Annotated in this window: 18 protein-coding genes; 8 read left to right on the top strand and 10 right to left on the bottom strand. The window is 70.2% G+C overall.

Going from position 1 to position 20,905, the window contains the following annotated elements; all coding sequences use genetic code 11:
• The first annotated feature begins 204 nt into the window (after positions 1-204).
• The 3 genes from A37E_RS0124785 to A37E_RS0124775 all read left to right on the top strand — a co-directional run bounded on the left by A37E_RS0124785 (position 205) and on the right by A37E_RS0124775 (position 2,116).
• Positions 205-672, top strand: coding sequence for a hypothetical protein (locus A37E_RS0124785; protein ID WP_051679326.1), 468 nt, complete (start codon positions 205-207; stop codon positions 670-672).
• A gap of 151 nt (positions 673-823) precedes the next feature.
• On the top strand, positions 824-1,531 hold the full coding sequence (rpiA, locus tag A37E_RS0124780; protein ID WP_024278317.1) for a ribose-5-phosphate isomerase RpiA: 708 nt from the start codon (positions 824-826) through the stop codon (positions 1,529-1,531).
• Between the two features lie 24 nt (positions 1,532-1,555).
• A complete protein-coding gene (locus A37E_RS0124775; protein WP_029559067.1) occupies positions 1,556-2,116 on the top strand; it encodes a DUF2059 domain-containing protein in 561 nt (186 codons plus the stop codon).
• A gap of 221 nt (positions 2,117-2,337) precedes the next feature.
• On the opposite strand, the gene A37E_RS26220 is transcribed toward A37E_RS0124775, so the two are convergent.
• Positions 2,338-4,440, bottom strand: coding sequence for a glycosyltransferase family 2 protein (locus tag A37E_RS26220; protein ID WP_051679325.1), 2,103 nt, complete (start codon positions 4,438-4,440; stop codon positions 2,338-2,340).
• 378 nt (positions 4,441-4,818) lie between these two features.
• On the opposite strand from A37E_RS26220, the gene gor reads away from it, so the two are divergent.
• Positions 4,819-6,180 carry a glutathione-disulfide reductase gene (gene gor / locus A37E_RS0124765; protein WP_029559065.1) on the top strand — a complete coding sequence of 454 codons (1,362 nt, stop codon included), beginning with the start codon at positions 4,819-4,821 and terminating at the stop codon, positions 6,178-6,180.
• 211 nt (positions 6,181-6,391) lie between these two features.
• On the opposite strand, the gene A37E_RS0124760 is transcribed toward gor, so the two are convergent.
• A complete protein-coding gene (locus tag A37E_RS0124760) occupies positions 6,392-7,309 on the bottom strand; it encodes an SHOCT domain-containing protein (RefSeq protein ID WP_029559064.1) in 918 nt (305 codons plus the stop codon).
• A 157-nt stretch (positions 7,310-7,466) separates the two neighbouring features.
• Positions 7,467-8,756: a multidrug effflux MFS transporter gene (locus tag A37E_RS0124755; protein ID WP_029559063.1), complete on the bottom strand. Its 1,290-nt coding sequence runs from the start codon at positions 8,754-8,756 to the stop codon at positions 7,467-7,469.
• 425 nt (positions 8,757-9,181) lie between these two features.
• On the opposite strand from A37E_RS0124755, the gene A37E_RS0124750 reads away from it, so the two are divergent.
• Positions 9,182-10,618, top strand: a complete 1,437-nt coding sequence (locus A37E_RS0124750) for a 3-deoxy-7-phosphoheptulonate synthase class II (protein ID WP_029559062.1) — start codon at positions 9,182-9,184, stop codon at positions 10,616-10,618.
• Positions 10,619-10,926: 308 nt separating this feature from the next.
• The gene (locus tag A37E_RS0124745) at positions 10,927-11,379 is read left to right on the top strand and encodes a DUF6790 family protein (protein WP_029559061.1); all 453 of its coding nucleotides are present in this window, start codon (positions 10,927-10,929) and stop codon (positions 11,377-11,379) included.
• A 118-nt stretch (positions 11,380-11,497) separates the two neighbouring features.
• On the opposite strand, the gene A37E_RS0124740 is transcribed toward A37E_RS0124745, so the two are convergent.
• From A37E_RS0124740 to A37E_RS0124725, 4 genes are all read right to left on the bottom strand, one after another.
• Positions 11,498-12,718 (bottom strand): ABC transporter substrate-binding protein, encoded by a 1,221-nt coding sequence (locus A37E_RS0124740; RefSeq protein ID WP_245279416.1) that lies wholly within the window; start codon positions 12,716-12,718, stop codon positions 11,498-11,500.
• A gap of 184 nt (positions 12,719-12,902) precedes the next feature.
• Positions 12,903-13,403, bottom strand: coding sequence for an N-acetyltransferase (locus tag A37E_RS0124735; protein ID WP_029559059.1), 501 nt, complete (start codon positions 13,401-13,403; stop codon positions 12,903-12,905).
• Between the two features lie 372 nt (positions 13,404-13,775).
• On the bottom strand, positions 13,776-14,963 hold the full coding sequence (locus A37E_RS0124730; RefSeq protein ID WP_051679324.1) for an FAD-dependent monooxygenase: 1,188 nt from the start codon (positions 14,961-14,963) through the stop codon (positions 13,776-13,778).
• 169 nt (positions 14,964-15,132) lie between these two features.
• On the bottom strand, positions 15,133-15,393 hold the full coding sequence (locus tag A37E_RS0124725) for a zinc-finger domain-containing protein (protein ID WP_024278328.1): 261 nt from the start codon (positions 15,391-15,393) through the stop codon (positions 15,133-15,135).
• 465 nt (positions 15,394-15,858) lie between these two features.
• Between A37E_RS0124725 and A37E_RS0124720 the strand changes: the two genes are divergently transcribed.
• The gene (locus tag A37E_RS0124720) at positions 15,859-17,658 is read left to right on the top strand and encodes an ABC transporter ATP-binding protein (protein ID WP_029559057.1); all 1,800 of its coding nucleotides are present in this window, start codon (positions 15,859-15,861) and stop codon (positions 17,656-17,658) included.
• Positions 17,659-17,942: 284 nt separating this feature from the next.
• Here the strand turns inward: A37E_RS0124720 and nth are convergent, their stop codons facing one another.
• Positions 17,943-18,905: an endonuclease III gene (nth, locus tag A37E_RS0124715; RefSeq protein ID WP_081837763.1), complete on the bottom strand. Its 963-nt coding sequence runs from the start codon at positions 18,903-18,905 to the stop codon at positions 17,943-17,945.
• 22 nt (positions 18,906-18,927) lie between these two features.
• On the opposite strand from nth, the gene A37E_RS0124710 reads away from it, so the two are divergent.
• A complete protein-coding gene (locus A37E_RS0124710) occupies positions 18,928-19,467 on the top strand; it encodes a DUF2244 domain-containing protein (RefSeq protein ID WP_029559054.1) in 540 nt (179 codons plus the stop codon).
• 118 nt (positions 19,468-19,585) lie between these two features.
• On the opposite strand, the gene A37E_RS0124705 is transcribed toward A37E_RS0124710, so the two are convergent.
• Together A37E_RS0124705 and A37E_RS25660 are read right to left on the bottom strand one after the other, a co-directional pair.
• A complete protein-coding gene (locus A37E_RS0124705) occupies positions 19,586-20,281 on the bottom strand; it encodes a ChrR family anti-sigma-E factor (RefSeq protein ID WP_029559053.1) in 696 nt (231 codons plus the stop codon).
• Positions 20,278-20,859 carry a sigma-70 family RNA polymerase sigma factor gene (locus tag A37E_RS25660; protein ID WP_051679495.1) on the bottom strand — a complete coding sequence of 194 codons (582 nt, stop codon included), beginning with the start codon at positions 20,857-20,859 and terminating at the stop codon, positions 20,278-20,280. Before A37E_RS25660 ends, A37E_RS0124705 begins: the two co-directional genes overlap by 4 nt.
• Positions 20,860-20,905 lie beyond the last annotated feature (46 nt).

Below are 20,905 nucleotides of genomic sequence, written 5' to 3'. Positions count from 1 at the left end.
GCTGCCCCTTCCGTTGCGCTCGCGCCGGCAGCGGGGAAAGGGGCGATGAGGAGGATATCCTCGCCTTCTGCCTTAAATCCTGCCGCTTTTTCGCGCCAGCGTCGCGGGGATTCGAGGGCTGCGGCCCCGGCGCGCAGTTCACGGCTGCGCCCGGGCGCGCGGCCTGTCGGCTAAGGCCGACGGCGGAACAGTCAGGAGGCATGAATGCGGACCACTCCCCTTCGCACCGGGCGCGCGGCGCGCCGCAACCCGGTGGTGCTGCTCGCGGTGGCGGTCGCCGCCGCCGGTCTCGGCGGGATCGGCGCCGTCGTCGCCCAGCCCGCGGCCGCACAGGGGGCGAACGGGCCCGGATTCGAGTTCGCCGCGCCCCCCTCCGCCCAGGCCAACCGCGTCTACGGCATCAACCGCCAGACCGGCGAGATGAACGTCTGCCAGTTCGAGCGGCCCAACGCGGCCGGCGTGGGCGTCACCTTCTGCTTCGCCCAGGGCGAGGGCGCGGGGCCGCAGAAGGCCGGCAATTACGCGCTCATGCCCACCCATTACGAAGGGGAAACGGGCATCTTCCGGGTCAATCGCGACACCGGCGAGATGAGCATCTGCTACGTGCGGGAGACCGCGCGCGCCGCGGGCGGCACGGATTCGAGCCTCGTCTGCACCCCGGCGGCGCGCTGAGGCACCGCGCCGGCTTGTCGGCGGCGCCGATCGGGGCTAGAGCCGGAGCAGGGGCGGCTGAAACCGTTCCGCCAGAAAAGAAGCGCCGTTGCGGCAAGGCCCGTCGGGCCGGCGCGCGGCGACGTTTCAAGGAAATCGAGGCAGAAATCCAATGGTCCACGCCGAAGACCTGAAGCGCCGGGCCGCCGCCCATGCTCTGACCTACGTGACCGACGGCATGCGCCTCGGCCTCGGCACCGGCTCCACGGCCCGGCATTTCGTCGAGCTTCTGGCCGAGAAGGTGCACGGCGGCCTCACCGTGCTCGGCGTGCCCACCTCCGAGCAGACTTTAGCCCAGGCGGTGTCCCTCGGCGTGCCGATCGCCACGCTGGACGAGGCCGGCCCGCTCGATCTGTGCATCGACGGCGCGGACGAGATCGGCCCCGGCCTCGCCCTCATCAAGGGCGGCGGTGGCGCGCTGCTGCGCGAGAAGATCGTCGCCAGCGCCGCGCGCGAGATGATCGTCATCGCCGACGCCACCAAGAAGGTGGACGTGCTCGGCCGCTTCCCGCTGCCCATCGAGGTGGTGGATTTCGGCGTCGGTGCCATCACCCGCCAGGTCATCGAGGCGATCCGCAGCGCCGGCTGCGCCGGTGACATCACCGTGCGACGCGACGGCGACGGTCATCCTTTCGTCACCGATCAGGGGCACCTGATCCTCGACGCCCATCTCGGCCGCATTCCCGACCCCGCCGCGCTGGCCGCAGCGGTGGCGCAGGTGGCCGGTGTCGTCGAGCACGGCCTGTTCATCGGCCTCGCCCGGCGCGCCGTGCTCGCGGGCAAGGACGGCATCACCGAGCTGGAGCCCGGCAGCTTCTAGCTTCTTCCCTTTCCGGAGACTTCCATGCGTCACCCCCTTTCCGGCCGCTTCGTCCGGCAGCTTTTCCTCGCTGCGGCCCTGTCGGTTCCGGCCGCCGCGCTCCTCGCGCCGGTGGCCGAGGCCCAGACACGTCCGGTTCCCCCCGCCGCCGCGCCCGCGGCCAAACCGTCCCCGGCGCTGCTCCAGCTCGCGCGCGATCTGGTGACCGCCAACGGCGAGGCGCGGGCCTTCGACGGCGTCATTCCGAACATCGTGGACGGCGCGGCCCTCTCCTTCCTCCAGACCAACCCCGACCTCGCCAAGCAGCTGCGCGAAGTGGCGGTGCTGGTGCGGCCCGAGTTCGAGAAGCGTCAGGCCGAGGTCATCGACATCCTCGCCACCTCCTACGCCACCCGCTTCACCGAGGCGGAGCTGAAGGAGGCCATCGCCTTCTTCCGCAGCCCCACCGGCATCAAGCTGGTGCAGGACCGTCCGGTGATCGTGCAGGAAGCGGTGCAGGGCATCCAGGTGTGGGGCGCGCAGATCAACGCCCAGGCCGTGGAGCGCGTGCGCGCCGAGATGAAGAAGCGCGGTGTCGATCTCTGATCGCGCGGCGGTTTCAAAGGTCCGGAAAAGGCCGGTCCCGCTGGGGCCGGCCTTTTTCATTTTGGCACCGTCATCCCTTTGCGCCGTCATGCCCCGGCTCGTCCGGGGCATCCACCCCGCCGTCGGTCCGGTGCGAGAAACGGAAAGCCGGCCCGGCCACCCCGTGGATCCCCCGGATAAACCGGGGGATGACGGCTCTCCCCCTGATCCTTCGCTCCCGCCTAGACCCCGCCCGTGCGCGGCGTGCGCGGGCCTTCCGGCGCCTCGGCCTCCGCGGCGAACAGGCTCTTGCGGTCGAGGTTCGGGCTGTAGTGCGGGTCCACCAGCGTGGAGGTGTGCCAGATGGCCTCCATGCGCGCCCGCTGCGCCTTCAGCCGCGCCCGGTGCTCGCGCGAGCGCTTCTTGCCGCGTGAGGCGGATTCGTAGTGGAGGAGGGTGGCGAACGGCGTCCACACCACCTCAAAGCCCGCCCGCCGCGCCCTCAGGCACAAATCGATGTCGTTGCAATCCTCGGCGAAGCGCTCGGCGTCCAGCGGGCCGATGGTGTCCCATACGTCGCGGCGGATGAGGAGGCAGGCGGCGGTGACGGCCGAGAGGTTCTGCCGCACGCGCAGCCGATCCTCATAGCCCGGCGCATCGGCGGCGTTATGGGCGAACCAGTGGTCCGCATAGCGAAACAGCCCGGCAATCACGCCCGCATGCTGGATGGTGCGATCGGGAAACAGCAGCTTCGCCCCGACGATCCCGGCGCCGGGGAGGGCGGCGAGGGCGACCATCTCGTCCAGCCAACCGGCGTCGATCACCTCCACGTCGTTGTTGAGCAGGAGGATCATCTCGCCTTGCGCCGCATCGACGCCGAGGTTGCAGATGCGGGGGAAGTTGAAGTCGCCGTCATCCCGCACCACCACGGTTGCGGGCCACAAGGCCTTGATCTCCTCGAACAAAGCGAAGGTCGCCGGCTCCACCGAGCCGTTGTCGACGATGATGATCTCGAAGGCGCGGTAAGCGGTCCGCGCGATGAGCGAGCGCAGCGCCACGGCGAGCAGCGCCGCACGGTCGCGGGTGGGCACGACGATGGAGACGAGCGGGGCCGTCGCGGGCGTGGGATAGAGCGGACGCAGATGCCGGCCGATGGTCTCGACCTCGACACCGCGCAGCCGGGCGAGGGCGGCGGCGGCCGCCTCGATCTCCTCCGGCGCGAAGCCGGGCGGATGATCCTTCAGCCCCACCGCCACGCGGGGCACATGGCGGATGCGGGCGTCGGGCAATGCGGAGGCGTGGCGCAGCAGCAGGTCGAACACGGCGGCCGGCCCGGTGGCCGGATCGAGGCCGAGGCGCAGGGCGTCCACGCGGGGCAAAGCGGCGAAGCGCCTGAGATAGCCTGAGGACTCCAGCAGATGCCGGTTGAAGGCGGGGTGATAGACGCCGTGGAGCGGCGCGCCGCCGTCGTCCAGCCGCTCCTCGTCGGCATAGGCGAGGGCGCAGTCGGGGTGCTTGGCGAATGCATCGCGGATCAGCGCCACCGCGTCCCGCGTCGGCTGCGCGCCGGCATCGAGGAACAGCACCAGCCCGCCCTCGGCAGCATTGAGCGCGGCGGCAATGCGCTGGGCGGGGCCGCCCTCGGCCGTCACGATACGCGCGCCGGCGGCGGCTTGCGTGAGGGCGGTCGGAGCGTCGGGGGGGAGGGCCACCACCCACTCGAAAGTCCGGTCGGTCTGCGCGGCGAGGGCGGCAGCACAGGCGGAAAGGTTCGCTGCGCTGGCGCTGCCGCCATCGGTGAGCAGGCTCAGCCGGGGCGCCGCGCCGGGTGCCGGCAGCTCGGCGAAGTCGCCGACGAAGCGGGCGCGGAAGGCGCGGTAGCGCGCCGCCTCAGCCCGGCGGCGGGCGGGCGCGGCGGAGACGAGGGCATGAAGCGCCCCGCGCAGGGTGCGGGCGGCGGTGCCGGCCGCCTTCCAGCGGCGCGGCAGGCCGAGGCCTTCAAACCGGCCGTTGGCGAAGGCGTGCAGCTTCAGCGCCACCTTGTGGACCGGGTAATAGCCCAGCCGGAAACCGGGCGGCGCCCCCGCGACCTCGATGCGCGTCGCCCCGGCTGGCAGCAGTGCAACCGTGGGCACGCCGGGCAGCAGCGTCTCGCCGTCGCCCGCGCCCGTTGTGGTGGCGAAGGTGAAGGGCAGGGGGGCGTCAGCACCCTCGCCCGAGAGCACGATGGCGAGGGCCCCCCGCCGCGCGCGCAGCCGCAGCACAGCGGGCAAAGCGAAGCCCGCGCGACCCGTCGCGGCCGGCGCGCTCTTCAGCCAGAGCGGGGGAATCTCGGTGTCGTGCATGCCTTGCGTATCGATGGGCGTCCGGATTGGCTGCCGCGTTGAAGCACCTATGTGCAAACGCGGCAAGCGGCCGGCCGGCGGCTTGCGAGCCTTCCGTCCCATTTCGGACCGGCTTCGCGCCTCGGCCGACTGGAACGGAGCGCAGCGCAGTGGAAGGAGAGCCGTGGCCCAGCGCGACATGTCGCCGAAGGCGGCTCAATTTGGCAGGTTCGGCCAGCGCGTGCCGGCTTCGCCGACCTTTTCCCTGGACCCCGGATCGGCGCTCCACCTGCGGTGTCGCTTGTCCGGGGAGGGCAGCCCACGGCGAGTTTGCTTGACGCCCCGGCGAGGCTCCTTCAAGTCACCGGCCACGCATCGGGATCTGGCGGGAGCCAACACATGACACAGCGCGAGGTGGACCTGTTCGTGATCGGCGGCGGCTCGGGGGGCGTGCGCGCCGGCCGCATCGCGGCCCAGCACGGCGCCAAGGTGATGATGGCGGAGGAATACCGCATGGGCGGCACCTGCGTCATCCGCGGCTGCGTGCCCAAGAAGCTGTTCGTCTATGCCGGCCGCTACGCCCACGACATCGACGACATGGCCGGCTTCGGCTGGCGGGTCAGCGCGCCCGAGTTCGACTGGCTGACGCTGGTGGCCAACAAGGACAAGGAGATCGCCCGGCTCGAAGGCATCTACAAGCGCAATGCCGAGGCCGCCGGGGTGGAGATCGTCGCCTCCCGCGCGGTGGTGGCGGGGCCGAATCTCGTCCGCATCCTCGACACCGGCGAGGAGGTGGCGGCGCGCCACATCCTGCTCGCCACCGGCGCCCATCCCGCGCTCGGGCCGCAGATTCCCGGCTGCGAGCTGGCCATCACCTCCAACGAGGCGTTCAATCTTCGCAGCTTCCCCGACCGCATCCTGATCCAGGGCGCGGGCTACATCGCGGTGGAGTTCGCCGGCCTGTTCCGGTCGCTGGGCGCCGAGGTGACTTTGGTCTATCGCGGCGACAAGGTGCTGCGCGGCTTCGACATGGAACTGCGCGATCATCTGGAAACCGAGATGACGCGCGCCGGCATCAAGCTCGTCAGCGGCAAGACGCTGGCCTCCATCGAGGCCATCTCCGGCGGCAAGAAGGTGGTCCTCTCCGATGGTTCGGAGCTGGAGGTGGACGAGGTAATGCTCGCCATCGGCCGCATCCCCAGCACCCGCAATCTGGGCCTCGAGGCGGTGGGCGTGGCGCTCGACCCGCTGGGCGCGGTGATCGTGGACGCGCACAGCCGCACCAACGTGCCCTCCATCTATGCGGTGGGCGACATCACCAACCGCATCAACCTCACCCCCGTCGCCATCCGCGAGGGCCACGCCTTCGCCGATACGGTGTTCGGCAACAAGCCGTGGACGGTGGACCATTCCCTCGTCGCCACCGCCGTCTTCTCCGAGCCGGAGATCGGCACCGTGGGCTGCACGGAAGAGGCGGCGCGGGCCGCCGGGCGGCCGGTGGACATCTACAAGACCACCTTCCGCCCGCTGAAGGCGACCCTCTCCGGCCGCGAGACCCGCAACTTCATGAAGCTGATCGTGGATGGGGAGACCGACCGGGTGCTCGGCGTCCACATCATGGGCGAGGCCGCCGCCGAGATGATCCAGCTTGCCGCCGTGGCCATGGGGCTGAAGGCGACCAAGGCTGATTTCGACCGCACCATCGCCGTGCATCCGACCGCGGCCGAGGAGTTGGTGACGCTGCGCACGAAGGCGTCGTGAGGGGCAGGTGACGCGCTATCGAGGCTGCAATGTCGTCATGCCCGGCCTCGTGCCGGGCATCCACGTGGAACGGCTGGGAGTAGAGCTTCGGGCTGTGGCGCCATCGGCCCGACGTGGATGGCCGGGACAAGCCCGGCCATGACGGCGGTAAGGGATGGGAGGACGCGGGGAGGGCGGGCGACGCCGGTGCGACGGCCGCCCGACGCTTACCTCACAGCCGGCTGAGCAGCTCGGCCTTCTTGGTGCTGAATTCCTGGTCGCTGAGGATGCCCTTGGCGTGGAGATCGGCCAGCTTTTCGATGGCGGAGATGATCTCGCTCTGGCCCAGAGGCTGGGCGGTGCCATACGCCTGCGGCTGCGGCGTGAAGGACTGCGGCTGCGGCGCGGGCTCGTACACGGGCGCGGAGACAGGCGCCTGCGGGGCGTAAGCCGGAGCCTGCGGCGCGCCGCTCACGATGGGCAGGCTGGAGACGAACACCGTGCCGTACTGGCTGGTGAAGGTCAGGCTTCCCGATCCGCCCTGCTGCTGGGAGAAGCCGCCGATCTGGTGATCGAGGCTGTCATAGACCGTCACCTGCCCGTTGAGGTCGATGGCGAGGCGGCGCGTGCCGGGGAAATAGGCGTAGCGCACGCCGTTCTGCGCGCCGGTGCTGGCCGGCTGGCCGAGATCGGCCGGCCACCAGTTGAAGCTGCCGGAGGCATCCGGCACGAACAGGCTGGGCTGGTTGCCGCCCATGTTCCCCCCGAAGCTGCCGCCCATGTTGCCGCCGAACCCGCCGCCGCCGCTGGTCTGCCACTGGCCACCGCCGGAATAGCCGCCGCCCTGGTTCTGCGACTGGAAGCTGCCGCTCTGGGTGAGGCCGGGCTGGCTGGCGACGAGGCTCGACAGCTCGCTGCACAGGCCGTCCACCCGGCCCTTGAGGTAGCTGTTGAACATGTCGGAGACCATGGTCATCCCGCCCGCCATCCACTGGCCGGAGCCGCCGAATTCGGGGTGGTTGAACTGGGCCATGGAGCCGTTGCCGGCGATCACCGAGTACAGCATGGAGGTGACGGCATCCGGGCTGAAGCCGGTGCGCTGGGAGATGGCGTTGATGGCCGCCTGGCCTTCGGGCGAGAGCTGGGGCATGGGGGCTCCTCGGGTCGTGCGATCGGCAGGCGCGGAATGGCGCAGGCGTGTCGGCGTCGCGCGTGTTCTACCACGGCTCGCGGACAGTTCCCCGACACACTTGGGCGTGGCGGGCGCAGGGCAGCCCTGCGCGGGGCCGCCCCCTCCCGCGCGGCGACTAATGCTGGTGGCCGAACAGCTTGCCCTTCTCCGCCCACAGCACGAACACCAGCGCCAGCGCGCCGAGCACCAGATAGCCCATGGCGAGGGGCAGCACGGTACCGTCGAAATGGCTGCCGACGATGAAGCCCAGCACGGCGGACAGCAGCGTCGTGAAGCCGCCGATGAAGGAGGAGGCGGTGCCCGCCACCGCGCCGAGGGGCTCCATGGCCATGGAATTGAAGTTCGGCACCGTGAGCGCGAACAGGAACTGCCCCGCCGCCACGAGCCCGCAGAACAGCACGAGCGGCGGCTTGCCGTCCCAGACGATGCTGGAGGCCACCATCAGCCCGCCCGCCGCGATGAAGCCGAGGATGCCGCCATGGGACAGCCGCCGCATGCCGACCCGGTGCACGAGGCTGGCATTGAGGAAGGAGGCCACCGCCATGATGCCCGCCACCGCCGCGAAGGCGACGGGGAAGAGGTTGCCGAGGCGATAGACGTCGGTCTGGAACACCTGCGAGGCCGAGCCCACATAGGCCATCAGCGAGCCCATCATGAGCCCGATGGCCACCGCATAGCCCACCGAGCGGCGGGTGGTGAGGGTGAGCATCGCCGCCTTGCCGATGGAGCGCATCGAGAAGGGGATGCGGTATTCCGGATGCAGCGTCTCCGGCATCCGGAGGCCGAACCAGGCGAACAGCGCGAGCGCCAGCAGCAGCATGGCCACGAAGATGAGGTGCCATGAGCCGAACACGAGGATGAGGCTGCCCAGCGCCGGCGCGATGATGGGCACGGTGAGGAACACCATCATGCTCAGCGACATGATCCGCGCCATGTCGCGGCCCTCGAAGCGGTCGCGGACGATGGCGATGGCCAGCACCCGGCCCGCCGCCGCGCCCATGCCCTGGATCAGCCGGGCGACGATGAGCACGTCGAAATCGCGGGTGAACAAGGCGAGGAGGCTGCCCGCCGCATAGATCGCGAGGCCGGCGAACAGGATGGGGCGGCGCCCCAGCACGTCGGAGATGGGGCCGTAGAAGAACTGCGCGCCGCCGATGCCGATGAGGTAGGCATAGACCATCACCTGCACGTGATTGGGATTGTCCAGCGCGAAATCGGCCTGGATGGCGCCGAAGGCGGGCAGCAGATTGTCGATGGAGAAGGCGGTCATGCCCATGAGCAGGGCGATGAGCGCGACGAACTCCACCGCACCGGGACCGACCGAGCCGGGCTGCCCGGGCGCGGGACCGCGCGGACGCAGGGCAGAAGCGGGGGCTGGCGCCGGCGCGCGATGGGACTGTGACATGACAGGCTCGGGCGTTGGCGTGTCCCGCAACAGACACGGACATTCAGGACGGTGCCGGAGGGAACGGCAGACGCGCGCTGGCGCGCACGTCTCACGAGGCAAAGTGCGCTGGCGCGCACGTCTCACAAGGGAAGGCGCGCGCTGGCGCAGTCCCCTCATAGGCGATGGGTGCGGCCAAGAGAAGGCTCGCAGAGAAGTCTTCGACGGACGGCCTGAGCGCCAGGGCAGGGTTCGAGGGGAAACAGCCCCTCCGGTCCCATCTCGCGGGGCGTCGCGCCTGCGTTGCGCCGCATCCTTTCGGTGCGCACGTGCTTCGTGTATAAGCCCGCGTTCCGATCCCGCGAACACAAGAGGAACGCCGGAGGCGCACCAGCGGGACGGACCGGACCGGACAACCGGCCGGCCTTATGCAAATGGAGAGTCAAATGGTGACCCGCCCGCAGTCCGCTCCCGTCCCTGGCGCCGAGGCTCCCCGCCGCGCCGAAGGCTGGCGTCCGGATAGCTGGCGATTTTATCCCGGCCTCCAGATGCCGTCTTATCCAGACAAGGCGCAGCTCGAGGAGGTCGAGAAGAAGCTCGCCTCCTACCCGCCGCTTGTGTTTGCAGGTGAGGCGCGCCGCCTGAAGGCCGAGATCGCCAAGGTCGCCCGCGGCGAAGCCTTCCTCTTGCAGGGCGGCGACTGCGCCGAGAGCTTCGACGAGCATTCGGCCGACAACATCCGCGATTTCTTCCGCGTCTTCCTGCAGATGGCGGTGGTGCTGACGTTCGCCGGCGGCTCGCCGGTGGTGAAGGTCGGCCGCATCGCCGGGCAGTTCGCCAAGCCCCGGTCCTCGGACACCGAGACCGAGAACGGCGTGACTCTGCCCAGCTACCGCGGCGACATCATCAACGACATCGCCTTCACGGAAGCCGCCCGCATTCCGGACCCGCGCCGGCAGCTCGATGCGTACCGCCAGTCGGCGGCGACGCTCAACCTTCTGCGCGCCTTCGCCAACGGCGGCTATGCCAACCTCGCCAACGCCCATGCTTGGATGCTGGGGTTCGTGAAGGATTCGCCCCAGTCCTCGCGGTATCAGGAACTGGCGAACCGGATCACGGAGGCGCTGGACTTCATGCGCGCCTGCGGGATCGATCCCAAGAGCCATCCCGAGATGAGCTCGACGGATTTCTTCACGAGCCACGAGGCGCTCCTGCTTGGCTACGAACAGGCCCTGACCCGCGTCGATTCCACGTCGGGCGACTGGTACGCGACCTCCGGCCACCTCTTGTGGATCGGCGACCGCACCCGCCAGCCGGACCATGCGCATGTCGAGTACTTCCGCGGCATCCGCAACCCGATCGGCATCAAGTGCGGCCCCTCCATCTCCCCGGAGGGCCTCATCCGTCTGCTGGACATCCTCCAGCCGGACAATGAGGCGGGCCGCATCACGCTGATCTGCCGCTTCGGCGCCGACAAGGTGGGCGACTACCTGCCGGGCCTCATCCGCGCGGTGGAGAAGGAAGGCCGCACCGTGGCGTGGTCGTGCGATCCCATGCACGGCAACACCATCAAGGCCGCCTCCGGCTACAAGACCCGCCCGTTCGAGCGGGTGCAGTCGGAGATCCGCTCCTTCTTCGACATCCATGCGGCCGAGGGCACCTTCGCCGGCGGCGTGCATCTGGAGATGACGGGCAAGAACGTCACCGAATGCACCGGCGGCGCCCGCGCCATCTCGGACGAGGACCTGCGCGACCGCTACCACACCTATTGCGATCCGCGCCTCAACGCCGAGCAGGCCATCGAGACCGCCTTCCTGGTGGCCGAACTGCTCAAGCGCGAGCGCCTCGCCCGCGGCCGGCCGCAGGTCGAAGCCGCGGAGTGATCCGCGGGTTCTTCCGACAGTGCAAATGAACGAACGGCGGGCCTCGGCCCGCCGTTCTTCGTTTTGGGCTTGGGACGATGCGACCGTGCCGGGACGTGCCGCGCTCTTGGGCCCTTCACCGCCGTCATGGCCCGGCTCGTCCGGGCCATCCACTTCGCCGCTCTACCAGCGCTTCAATGCCTAGAGCCGGCCCAGCCACAGGGTGGATCCCCCGCACGAGGCGGGGGATGATACTGCCAATCAGGTCCGCGTTCGCTACTCTGGAGGAACGCCGGAGCATCCCGGCCCCCCGCCGGGAGCGACCCCCCATGTATCTCGCCGCCATCCTCGTGCTGATGCTGATCGCCCCGCTCGCGAGCATCCTTGTCGAGGCGCTGGTGGCGGGTGGGCCGCTGGCGCCAGTGGTGCTGAAGTGGTTCGTGGTCTGGGGCGTCGGCGCGCGGCTCGGCCTCGCCGGCCTGAAGCAGGTGACGCAGCCGGCCTTCACGGCCGAGACCATCTTCGAGATCTCGGATCCCAAGGCGCAGGTGATCGTGCAGGAGCTGGGCTTCGCCAACCTGACCTTCGGCCTCCTCGGCCTCCTCTCCCTCGCCTTTCCGTCCTTCCTCCTGCCAGCGGCGGTGGGCGGCGGGCTGTTCTATCTCCTCGCCGGCGTGAAGCACGCGCTGCGGGCGGGCAAGACCCGCACCGAAACCATCGCCATGGTCTCCGACCTCGCCATCGCTGCGGTGCTCGCGGTGGCGCTGGCGGTGGCGCGGTGAGGGCGAACCCGTTGCAACAGGTTGGGCGAAAAACCGCCTGAACCGTTGACGAGCCTGACATCAAACAAAAAGCCGGCGCCGCCCTCGCGAGGCGGCGCCGGCCCTTAAGCGTCGCGGCTCACTTCACCAGCGGGCAGTTGCCGTCCTTGAGGGGGCGGAAGGCCTCGTTGGCGGGGATGGTGGAGACCACTTCGAACAGGTCCCACTCGCCCTTGCTGTCGGCGGGCTTCTTCACCTTCAAGAGGTACATGGGGTGGATGGCGCGGCCGTCGATGCGGATCTCGCCCTTGCCGAACAGCGGGTCATTGATGGGGGTGGCGCGCATCTGCTCCATCACCTTGGGCGCGTCCTTGGTCTTGGCGTCCTTGATGGCGTTCAGATAGTGCATGGCGCTGGAATAGACGCCGGCCTGGGCGCTGGTGGGCATCTTGCCGTTGAACTTGGCCCCGAAGCGCTTGGAGAAGGCGCGGGTGTCGTCGTTCAGGTCCCAGTAGAAGGCGTCGGTGAGCACCAGGCCCTGCGCCGCCTGGAGGCCGAGGGCCTTCACGTCGGACGAGAAGATGAGCAGGCCGGCGAGCTGCTGGCCGCCCTGGGTGATGCCGAATTCGGAGGCCTGCTTCACCGCGGTGATGAGGTCGTTGCCGGCATTGGCGAGGCCGATGACCTTGGCGCCGGAGGACTGCGCCTGCAGCAGGAAGGAGGAGAAGTCGGTGGTGGAGAGCGGGTGCTTCACGCTGCCCGCCACCTTGCCGCCGGCCGCCTTCACCGCCGCCGAGGCGTCGCGCTCCAGCGCCGCGCCGAAGGCGTAGTCGGCCACGAGGAAGAACCACGGCGAGCCGCCCTGCTTGGTGAGGGCCGATCCGGTGCCGTTGGCGAGCGCCCAGGTGTCGTAGGTCCAGTGCACGGTGTTGGGCGAGCACTTGGCGCCGGTGAGGTCGGAGGTGCCGCCGCCGGAGACGAGGAAGATCTTGTTCTTCTCTTTGGTGATGTCGCTCACCGCCAGCGCCACCGAGGAGGTGGTCACGTCGAGAATGGCGTCCACATTCTCCTGATCATACCACTTGCGGGCGATGGAGGCGCCCACGTCCGGCTTGTTCTGGTGGTCGGCACCCACGACCTCGATCTTGAAGCCCTTGTTCTTGGCCATGAAGTCGTCGGCCGCCATCTGCGCCGCGACCACCGAGCCGGGGCCGGAAATGTCGGCGTAGACGCCGGACATGTCGTTGAGCACGCCGAGCTTCACCGTGGTGTCTTCGGCCTTGGCCGCGCCCGTCAACAGGGCGCCGATCGCCGCCGCCGCCAACAGGGCGCGCGAGTGCCGCATGATCCCAGACGTCATCGTCCTTCCTCCCTCTTTCATCGCCGATGCGGTGCGCGGGAACGCCTTTGGCAGCGCCGTGGCGGCGCCGTCCTCCCCGGCCCAGCGGCGTACTGCCGGGCCGTTTCGCATCTCGGTACCACGCTAACGGAGCGCGAGCCGCCCCGCCAGTTGTGCCTTAGACCAAGGGCGTAACCGGCGCGTGTCAGCGGCTGCCGCTGACCATGCCGGACACGCCGGCGAAGGCGCCCTCGGCCAGCTCGGCCACGAGGAGGCGGCCGGGGTCCACCGGGCCGGGCAGCGTCACCTGGCCGAAGGGCACGCGGCGGAAGCCGAAGCGGGCGTAATAGGGCTCGTCTCCCACCAGCACGACGAGGCGGTGGCCCTGCGCCCGCGCCACGTCCAGCGCGTGCTCCATCAGCCGCGCGCCGATGCCCACCGACTGGAACGGCGGCTCCACCGTGAGCGGGCCGAGCAGCAGGGCCGGCGTGGCGCCGATGGAGATCCGCGTGAGTCGCACCGATCCCACCAGCATGGTGCCGACCCGCGCCGTGAAGGAGAGGGCGCGCTCGTGCCCCGTCTGCTCGCGGATGCGGAAGGCGGTGCGGGCGAACCGGCCGGGGCCGAAGGTGCGCTCATGCAGCCGGTCGATGGCCGCATCGTCGGCGGCCGTCTCCACGGCGATGGACAAGGGAAGCTCGGTCATGGGGAAAACTCGCAAGGCAGGGCAAGAAGGCCCGCGAGTTCGGCGGGCCGGCTTCAGGCGGGCGTGACGGCGCGTGCGCGCATGCGCAGCGTGTTCGGTCGTCGTCGCTGAAGCCGAAGGCCCATGGTCCCCTCACGAGAATGGGGCGGGCGGATAGCATGGCGCGCGCGGAAGGTCCAGCGGGGGGTAGCCTTGGGTGCGGAAGGCGGTTCCCCACACCCGTCATCGCCCGGTTCGTCCGGGCGATCCACGGTTGGGCCGGTGCAATCCTTGGGGCATCGCGCAGGCGGCGGGGTGGATCGCCCGGACGAGCCGGGCGATGACGCGCGAAATCAGCGGATGGCAGCGATGAGTGGGCCTGAGGCCCGCCCCTCAAGCCTTATAAATCCACGCGTAGCGATCCAGCAGCGCCGCGCCCTGCCGGCGCAGCACCAGGTCTCGGGCGAGGCGGGGGGCGCCGGAGAGGTGGTAGACCATGCCGTTGCGCCGCGCTTCCGACTGGATGCGCGCGGTGCGGCCGAGCCGCTCGGCCTCGTAGGCCTTGAGGGCGGTGGCGGCGTCGGTTTCCTTCTGGAGGGCGCGGGCGAGGGCCGCGGCATCCTCGATGCCCTGCGCCGCGCCCTGGGCGAGGAAGGGCAGCATGGCGTGGGCGGCGTCGCCCAGCAGCGTCACGCGCCCGGTGCTCCAGCGGGGCAGGGGATCGATGTCGTAGAGGCCCCAGCACAGGAAATGCGGCGCCGCCTTCAGCAGCTCGCGCACCTCCGGCGCCCAGTCGGCGAAGGCGGCGTGGACGGCGGCGCCGTCGCCCGGCGCGCTCCAGCGGGCCACCGGCTCGGTGTGCTTGACGATGGCGACGAGGTTCAGCGTCGCCCCGCCCTTCACCGGATAGACCACGAGGTGCGCATCGCGCCCCATATAGAGCCGCACGTCCGGCGGATGGCGGGCCGGCACGGGAATGGTGGCCCGGTAGGCGAGGCGCTGGGCGAACACCGGCGGCCGCGCGACGCCGAGATGCGCCCGCACCGCCGAGCGCACGCCATCGGCGCCGATCAGGATGTCCGCACCGTGGGCGATGAGGTTCTCGCCCTGCTTCACCACCGCCCGCACGCCGCCGAAGGCGGGCTCCACGGCGGTGAGCTCGGACCCCAGCGCGATCAGCACGCCCTCGGCCTGCGCCGCCTCGGCGAGGAGGTTCTGCAGATCTGCGCGGTGCACGACGAGGAAGGGCGCGCCATAGCGCGCGGCGGCCGGTCCGTAATGGGCGCGGGTGATGGTGGCGCCGCTCGCGCCGCTCCTCACATCGAGGGAGCGCGGCGTGACCGCCACCTGTTCGAGGCGCGGCAGCAGGCCGAACTCGCGGATGATGCGGGTGGCGTTGGGCGTGAGCTGGAGGCCGGCGCCCACCTCGCGCAGCTTGCGCGCCTGCTCCACCACCTGGACGGTGAGGCCGGCACGGCGCAGGGCGATGGCGCAGGCGAGCCCGCCGATGCCTGCGCCGACCACCACGGCGCTGCGCGCGGCGGTGCGGGGTTTCGCCCGGAAGGGGATGGGATCGGCCATGGCAGGACCCGGCTCCGTGAAGGAGCCGGCCGGATAGTCTTTCTTTGCGGCGGCGATCAGGCCGCGGGGATCAGGCCAGGGGGCAGCAGGCCCAGGATTGGGTCAGACGGGTGTAAAGCGGCGGTCAGGCCGCGGGTCGTGTGAGCCGGGCCGTTACCGGGCCGGCGCGTCACGCGGCGGATTTGGCCGCGGGCTCGCCGTGCCACACGGCCGCTTCCGGCTTCGCCGCGCCGGCGGCGAGCGCCGGATTGTAGCGGTAGAGCGTGGAGCAGTACGGGCAGACGTGCTCGTCGTCGTCGCCGAGGTCGATGAAGATGTGCGGATGGTCGAAGGGCGGCTTCGCACCGATGCACATGAATTCCTTGCTGCCCACCTCGATGACGGTGACGCCGAGGTCGTTGCAGAAGTGGGGAATGCCGGTGTCCGCCATGGTTCCGCCCATGCTTGTCCAAAAAAGCGCCGCGACCTTAGCGTCTCATGGCCGCCTGCGAAAGGGTCTGGACCGCGGCAGATCGGCCGTCCTTACCGCAGGCGCCGCCCCGCTCCGGGGCCGCGCGGAATCAACATCCGGCAGGGAGGGGTCACGTCCATGAGCACTACCACGTTCTCCACCCCTGCTGTGCCACGCGGCATTCTCCGCCGCGCCCGTTGCACGGATGTGATTCCCCGCCAGCCCGGCTTCCGCCGCTAGCTTTTCGGACATCCAGGGGCCCGTGGTCCGCCACCCGCCTGCGCTCCTGCGCGGGGCGGGCCGCCGCTAACGCGCCCCTGTCCTCATCCTTTCGCGGCGTCGCGCGCCGCGTCACCCCGTCATCTGCGGCGCCATGCGCCGCGCGTCCCCGTTCGAATCAGGGACCGGCCTCTGGCGCCCCATGCGGCGCGGCCGGATCGTGTCATGTCGTTGTTCCAGACCCACAAGCGCGGGGTGTCGTTCCGCGCCATCTTCGCCTTCCTCTTCACCCATTGGGCGAAGCGGAAGGGCATCATCGCGGCCACTCTGGCCGCCGTCCTCGTCTCCACCCTCGCCGAGGTGCTGGTGCCGCTGTTCGCCGGCCGGCTGATCGACGCCTTGTCGCTGGCCGACCGGGAGACGGCCTGGCACCTTGCGACCATGGCCTTCCTCGCCATCGTCGGCCTCGGCGTGACGATGGTGAGCGCGCGGCATGTCACCTACTTCATCATCGTGCGGCTCACTTTGCGCATGATGTCGGACGTGGCGGCGGACGCTTTCGCGCGGGTGCAGCGCTTCTCGTCGGACTGGCACGCCTCGTCCTTCGCCGGCTCCACCGTGCGCAAGATCTCGCGCGGCATGTGGTCCCTCGACGTGCTGCACGACACCCTGCTGGTGGCGCTGTTCCCGTCCGTGGTGGCGCTCGGCGGCACGGCGCTGCTGCTCGGCTGGAACTGGCCGGTGCTGGGCGCCGTGGTGGCGGTGGGGGCGGTGGCCTTCATCGGGCTCACGCTCACGCTGTCGCTGAACTACGTCGCCCCGGCGGCGCGCCTCTCCAATGCGTGGGACACCCGGGTGGGTGGCGTGCTGGCGGATGCGGTGGGCTGCAACGCCGTGGTGAAGGGCTATGGCGCGGAGGCCCGCGAGGAGGAGCGGCTGGAGCGGGTGCTCGGCAAGTGGAACGCCCGAACCTACCGCACCTGGATGGCGGCCACCTGGGCCGGCACGGCGCAGCTTCTGGCCCTGGTAGCGCTTCAGGCGTCCATCATCGGCACGGCTTTGGTGCTGTGGCATCAGGGGCAGGCGAGCGCGGGCGATGTCGCCTATGTGCTCACCTCCTACCTCGTCATCCACTCCTACCTGCGTGACATCGGCATGCACGTCCACAATCTCCAGCGCTCCATGAACGAGCTGGAGGAGCTGGTGGAGATCCAACATCAGACCGTGGGCGTCTCCGATGCCCCGAAGGCGGTGCCGGTGCAGGTGAAGGAGGGGGCCATCGCGTTCGAGAACGTGACCTTCCACTATGGCGGCCACGACAAGCCGCTCTACGAGAACCTCTCCGTCACCATTCCGGCGGGGGAGCGGGTGGGCCTCGTGGGGCATTCGGGCTCGGGCAAGACCACGTTCGTCAAGCTCATCCAGCGGATGCACGACGTGACCTCCGGCCGCGTCACCGTGGACGGGCAGGATGTGCGGGACGTGACGCAGGGCTCCCTGCGTCGCGCCATCGCCGTGGTGCAGCAAGAGCCCGTGCTGTTCCACCGCTCGCTGATGGAGAACATCGCCTATGGCCGGCCTGATGCCTCGTTCGAGGACATCCGGCGGGCCGCGGAGCTGGCCAATGCGGCCGACTTCATCGCTCGCCTGCCGCGCGGCTACGGCACGCTGGTGGGCGAGCGGGGCGTGAAGCTCTCCGGCGGCGAGCGCCAGCGCATCGCCATCGCCCGGGCCTTCCTCGCGGACGCGCCCATCCTGATCCTGGACGAGGCCACCTCCAGCCTCGATTCGGAATCGGAGGCGGCGATCCAGGATGCCATGGAGCGGCTGATGGTGGGGCGCACCACCCTGGTCATCGCCCACCGCCTGTCCACGGTGCGCTCCCTCGACCGCCTGATGGTGTTCGACAGGGGCCGCATCGTGGAGGAGGGCGACCACGACACGCTGGTCCGCCGCGAAGGCGGCCTCTACCGCCGCCTGTTCGAGCGGCAGGCCATGGAGCTGGCCAAGGGACTGGCGGCGTGATGAGAAAGGCCTTCCCGCCTTCGGGCGGGGAGGCCACCAAAGGCTGGCGCCGTGATGCGGCCGGCGTGCCCTCACCACCCTCGCGCCCCGGATGCATGCAGCGATAGCGGAATGCGAGCCGGGGCCCAGCGCAAGAGTTCGCCGAAGGCGGCTCAAGCGGAAAGGCGGTCGGGCATTGCCGGCTGCGCCGGACTGTCCCCTGGGCCCCGGCTCGGCGTTCCGGCTGCGCCGTCGCTGGTCCGGGGCGCGATGGGACGACAAAAAGCGAGGCCGCCCCCAACCCCTCAGAAATTCTTCTCCGGCCAGCGGCAGAGGTCGGTGATGAGGCAGCGGCTGCACGCGGGCTTCGTCGCCTTGCAGATGTAGCGGCCGTGCAGGATGAGCCAGTGGTGGGCGTGCAGCTTGAAGCGGTCGGGGATGCGCGCCTCCAGACCCAGCTCCACCGCCAGCGGCGTCGCGCCGGGGGCAAGGCCGGTGCGGTTGGCGACGCGGAAGAGGTGGGTGTCCACGGCGATGGTGGGCACGCCGAAGGCGATGTTCAGGACCACATTGGCGGTCTTGCGCCCGACACCGGGCAGCGCCTCCAGCGCTTCCCGGTCCTTGGGCACGATGCCGGCATGGCGCTCCAGCAGCAGGCGGGACAGCTCCACCACATTCTTCGCCTTGCCCCGGAACAGGCCGAGGGTGCGGATGTGGTGCGCCACCTGATCCTCCCCCAGCGCCACCATGGCGGCGGGGGTGGAGGCGGCGGAGAACAGGCCCTTGGTCGCCTTGTTCACGCCGGTGTCGGTGGCCTGGGCGGAGAGCACCACGGCGACGAGCAGGGTGAAGGCGTCGGTGTGGTCCAGCTCGCCCTTGGGCTCGGGGTCCTGCGCCTCGAAGCGGGTGAAGGCCTCGGTGATCTCCGCGTCCGACCAGGGCGAGACGGTGCGGCCGTGGACCGCCGCGGCCGCATTGGCCACCGCCTTGTTGCGGCGGGGGAGGGGGGCGGCGGTTTTGCCGGTGGGCTTGGTCCCGGAAGACGTCTTGCCGCCCGAAGCCTTTGACGCTGGGGCCGCCTTCGCCGTGCCGCTTGCCGGAGCCTTGGCCGCCTTGCCCTTGGCCGGGGCCTTCGCCCCCTTCCCGGTGGTTCCCGACGCGCCGGCCGCGACCTTTGCCCCCTTCGTCGCGCGCGTTGGGCGCGGGGGCTTGGCGGCGTCAGCCTCCGGGAGGACGGCGGGTTTGGGCGGATTGATCCTGCGCGGCATTTTTCGGGTATACTGCCGAGCAATGCCCCAGACCAGCGACCGAGACATCGCACTCGAGACGGACGCGCAGGCTCCCGACGAGCCCGTCGTCTATGCGGTCACGCTCGCGCCGCACCGGTCCCTGTCCCGGCGCGGCTTCTTCTGGGTGATGGCGGGCATCGGGGCGGTGAGCTTCGTGTCGGGCGTCGCCTTCCTCGCCATGGGGGCGTGGCCGATCTTCGGCTTCTTCGGCCTCGATGTGCTGCTGATGTACATCGCCTTCCGCGCCAGCTTCCGCTCGGCCCGGGCGCGCGAACATATCCTCGTCACGCCCAGCCTCGTGGAAATCCGCCGCGAGCCGGCGGCGGGGCGCCCCTCCACCACACGGCTCAACCCGTTCTGGACCCGCCTGTGGCGTGAGGACGACGAGGAGCACGGGACGCTGGATGTTGCCCTCATCAGCGGCAAGCGCACCGTGCCCGTGGGCCGCTTCCTCGGCCCCGTCCAGAAGGCGGAGCTGGCGAGCGACCTCACCGAGGCGCTGGCGGTGGTGAAGAAGGGCGTGACGCGTAGTCACTTCTGAGGGGGCGGGCCAAGCCCGCGCGGCGTTTGAGCGAAGGCAACGTCAAAGCCCGCGCGGCGTTTGAGCGGAGGCAACGCCAAAGCCCGCGCGGCGCCTGAGCGAAGAAACGCCCAACCACTCAGATAAACGGCCGTGTCACCATGCCGAGCAGGCCGCGGAAGCGGATGCGGCCGTCGAAGGCGGCGAGGCAGATGCATTCGCCGTCATCATCGACGCGGGGGGAATGGTCCACGTCGCCATCGCATTCCACCAGATCGCCGGGGCCGTAATGGCCATCGGGATCGCTGAAGCCACCGCAGATCACGTGGGTGAATTCCAGCCCCGCATGGGTGTGCTGGGGAATGGCCCGCCCCGGCGCGATGCGGAACAGCAGCACCTGCGCGTCCGGGTCTTCTTCCAGATGCACGAGGCCAAGCCGCACCCCCGGCGCCACCGGCACCAGACGGCCGATGCGGCGCGACGCGATGGCCGGCGGCAGCACCACGCCAGGCGGCAGCTTCAGCCCCTCGGGCAGCGGCCAGCGCTTCGGCGATGGTGCTCCGGCGGCTTCCGCATGATGGAGCGCAGCGGGATTGCGGCGTGGGGAGAGGCCGTCGAGCCGCGCCAGTGCGCGGTCGAGGGCATCGGGGGCGAGGGCGAGGGGTTCGCAGGCGTCCAGCAGCGTGCCGCCGACGGACATCAACCGCGCCACCATCGCGCGGCATTCGGGGCAGCCGTCGAGATGCACATCCACCAGCAGACGGGGACCGGCCGGCAGCGTGCCCGCCGCGTAGCGCAGCAGGGTCTCGGTGCCGGGATGGGTCGAAGCACTCATTTCAGGTCTTCCAGCAAAGCGCGCAGACGGTTGAGCGCGAGGCGCACGCGCGACTTGGCGGTGCCCAGCGGAATGCCCAGCTCCTGCGCGATCTGCGAATGGGGCTTCTCCTGAAAGAAGGAGAGGCGGACGATGGTGGCCTGTTCCTCCGACAGCTTGGCGAGGGCGGCGCGCACCCGCGCCTCCCGCTCGGCGGTCATGAGGATGGTCTCGCCCGAGGTTTCGTCCACCTCGTCCTCGTGCGTCTCCGCTTTGTAGGTATCACCATAGCGCTCGCGGCGCTTGAGGTCGATGGAGAGGTTGCGGGCGATGGTGAAGATCCAGGTGGAGGCGGCGGCGCGGGTGGGGTCGAAATAGGTCGCCTTGCGCCACACCGTCAGCAGGGTTTCCTGCGCCAGCTCCTCGGCGGCATTGGCCGGGAGCCCGCTGCGCACGAGATAGGATTTCACCCGCGGCGCGAAATGGCGGAACAGCCGGCCGAAGGCCTCGCGATCGGCCCGCGTGGCGATCGCGACGATGAGCGCGCTCAGCTCGGCCCCTGAGGCGGCGACCCGTGGCTCCGCAGGCTGGACGCTCATGGCGCTCGCTCCGCCCGGACGAATGCCGCCGTTGGGCAGCGTTCGG

The organism is Xanthobacter sp. 91, assembly GCF_000702385.1.
Classification (GTDB): Bacteria; Pseudomonadota; Alphaproteobacteria; order Rhizobiales; family Xanthobacteraceae; genus Xanthobacter; species Xanthobacter aminoxidans.
The sequence above is the reverse complement of the archived record's forward strand: the minus strand, read 5'-3'. Positions and strand labels throughout refer to the sequence as shown.

Bases quoted from the DNA above. Each gene is read 5' to 3' on its own strand.
- A37E_RS0124785 (WP_051679326.1), top strand. From the start codon at position 205: ATGCGGACCACTCCCCTTCGCACCGGGCGCGCGGCGCGCCGCAACCCG.
- rpiA (WP_024278317.1), top strand. From the start codon at position 824: ATGGTCCACGCCGAAGACCTGAAGCGCCGGGCCGCCGCCCATGCTCTG.
- A37E_RS0124775 (WP_029559067.1), top strand. From the start codon at position 1,556: ATGCGTCACCCCCTTTCCGGCCGCTTCGTCCGGCAGCTTTTCCTCGCT.
- A37E_RS26220 (WP_051679325.1), bottom strand. From the start codon at position 4,440: ATGCACGACACCGAGATTCCCCCGCTCTGGCTGAAGAGCGCGCCGGCC.
- gor (WP_029559065.1), top strand. From the start codon at position 4,819: ATGACACAGCGCGAGGTGGACCTGTTCGTGATCGGCGGCGGCTCGGGG.
- A37E_RS0124760 (WP_029559064.1), bottom strand. From the start codon at position 7,309: ATGCCCCAGCTCTCGCCCGAAGGCCAGGCGGCCATCAACGCCATCTCC.
- A37E_RS0124755 (WP_029559063.1), bottom strand. From the start codon at position 8,756: ATGTCACAGTCCCATCGCGCGCCGGCGCCAGCCCCCGCTTCTGCCCTG.
- A37E_RS0124750 (WP_029559062.1), top strand. From the start codon at position 9,182: ATGGTGACCCGCCCGCAGTCCGCTCCCGTCCCTGGCGCCGAGGCTCCC.
- A37E_RS0124745 (WP_029559061.1), top strand. From the start codon at position 10,927: ATGTATCTCGCCGCCATCCTCGTGCTGATGCTGATCGCCCCGCTCGCG.
- A37E_RS0124740 (WP_245279416.1), bottom strand. From the start codon at position 12,718: ATGACGTCTGGGATCATGCGGCACTCGCGCGCCCTGTTGGCGGCGGCG.
- A37E_RS0124735 (WP_029559059.1), bottom strand. From the start codon at position 13,403: ATGACCGAGCTTCCCTTGTCCATCGCCGTGGAGACGGCCGCCGACGAT.
- A37E_RS0124730 (WP_051679324.1), bottom strand. From the start codon at position 14,963: ATGGCCGATCCCATCCCCTTCCGGGCGAAACCCCGCACCGCCGCGCGC.
- A37E_RS0124725 (WP_024278328.1), bottom strand. From the start codon at position 15,393: ATGGCGGACACCGGCATTCCCCACTTCTGCAACGACCTCGGCGTCACC.
- A37E_RS0124720 (WP_029559057.1), top strand. From the start codon at position 15,859: ATGTCGTTGTTCCAGACCCACAAGCGCGGGGTGTCGTTCCGCGCCATC.
- nth (WP_081837763.1), bottom strand. From the start codon at position 18,905: ATGCCGCGCAGGATCAATCCGCCCAAACCCGCCGTCCTCCCGGAGGCT.
- A37E_RS0124710 (WP_029559054.1), top strand. From the start codon at position 18,928: ATGCCCCAGACCAGCGACCGAGACATCGCACTCGAGACGGACGCGCAG.
- A37E_RS0124705 (WP_029559053.1), bottom strand. From the start codon at position 20,281: ATGAGTGCTTCGACCCATCCCGGCACCGAGACCCTGCTGCGCTACGCG.
- A37E_RS25660 (WP_051679495.1), bottom strand. From the start codon at position 20,859: ATGAGCGTCCAGCCTGCGGAGCCACGGGTCGCCGCCTCAGGGGCCGAG.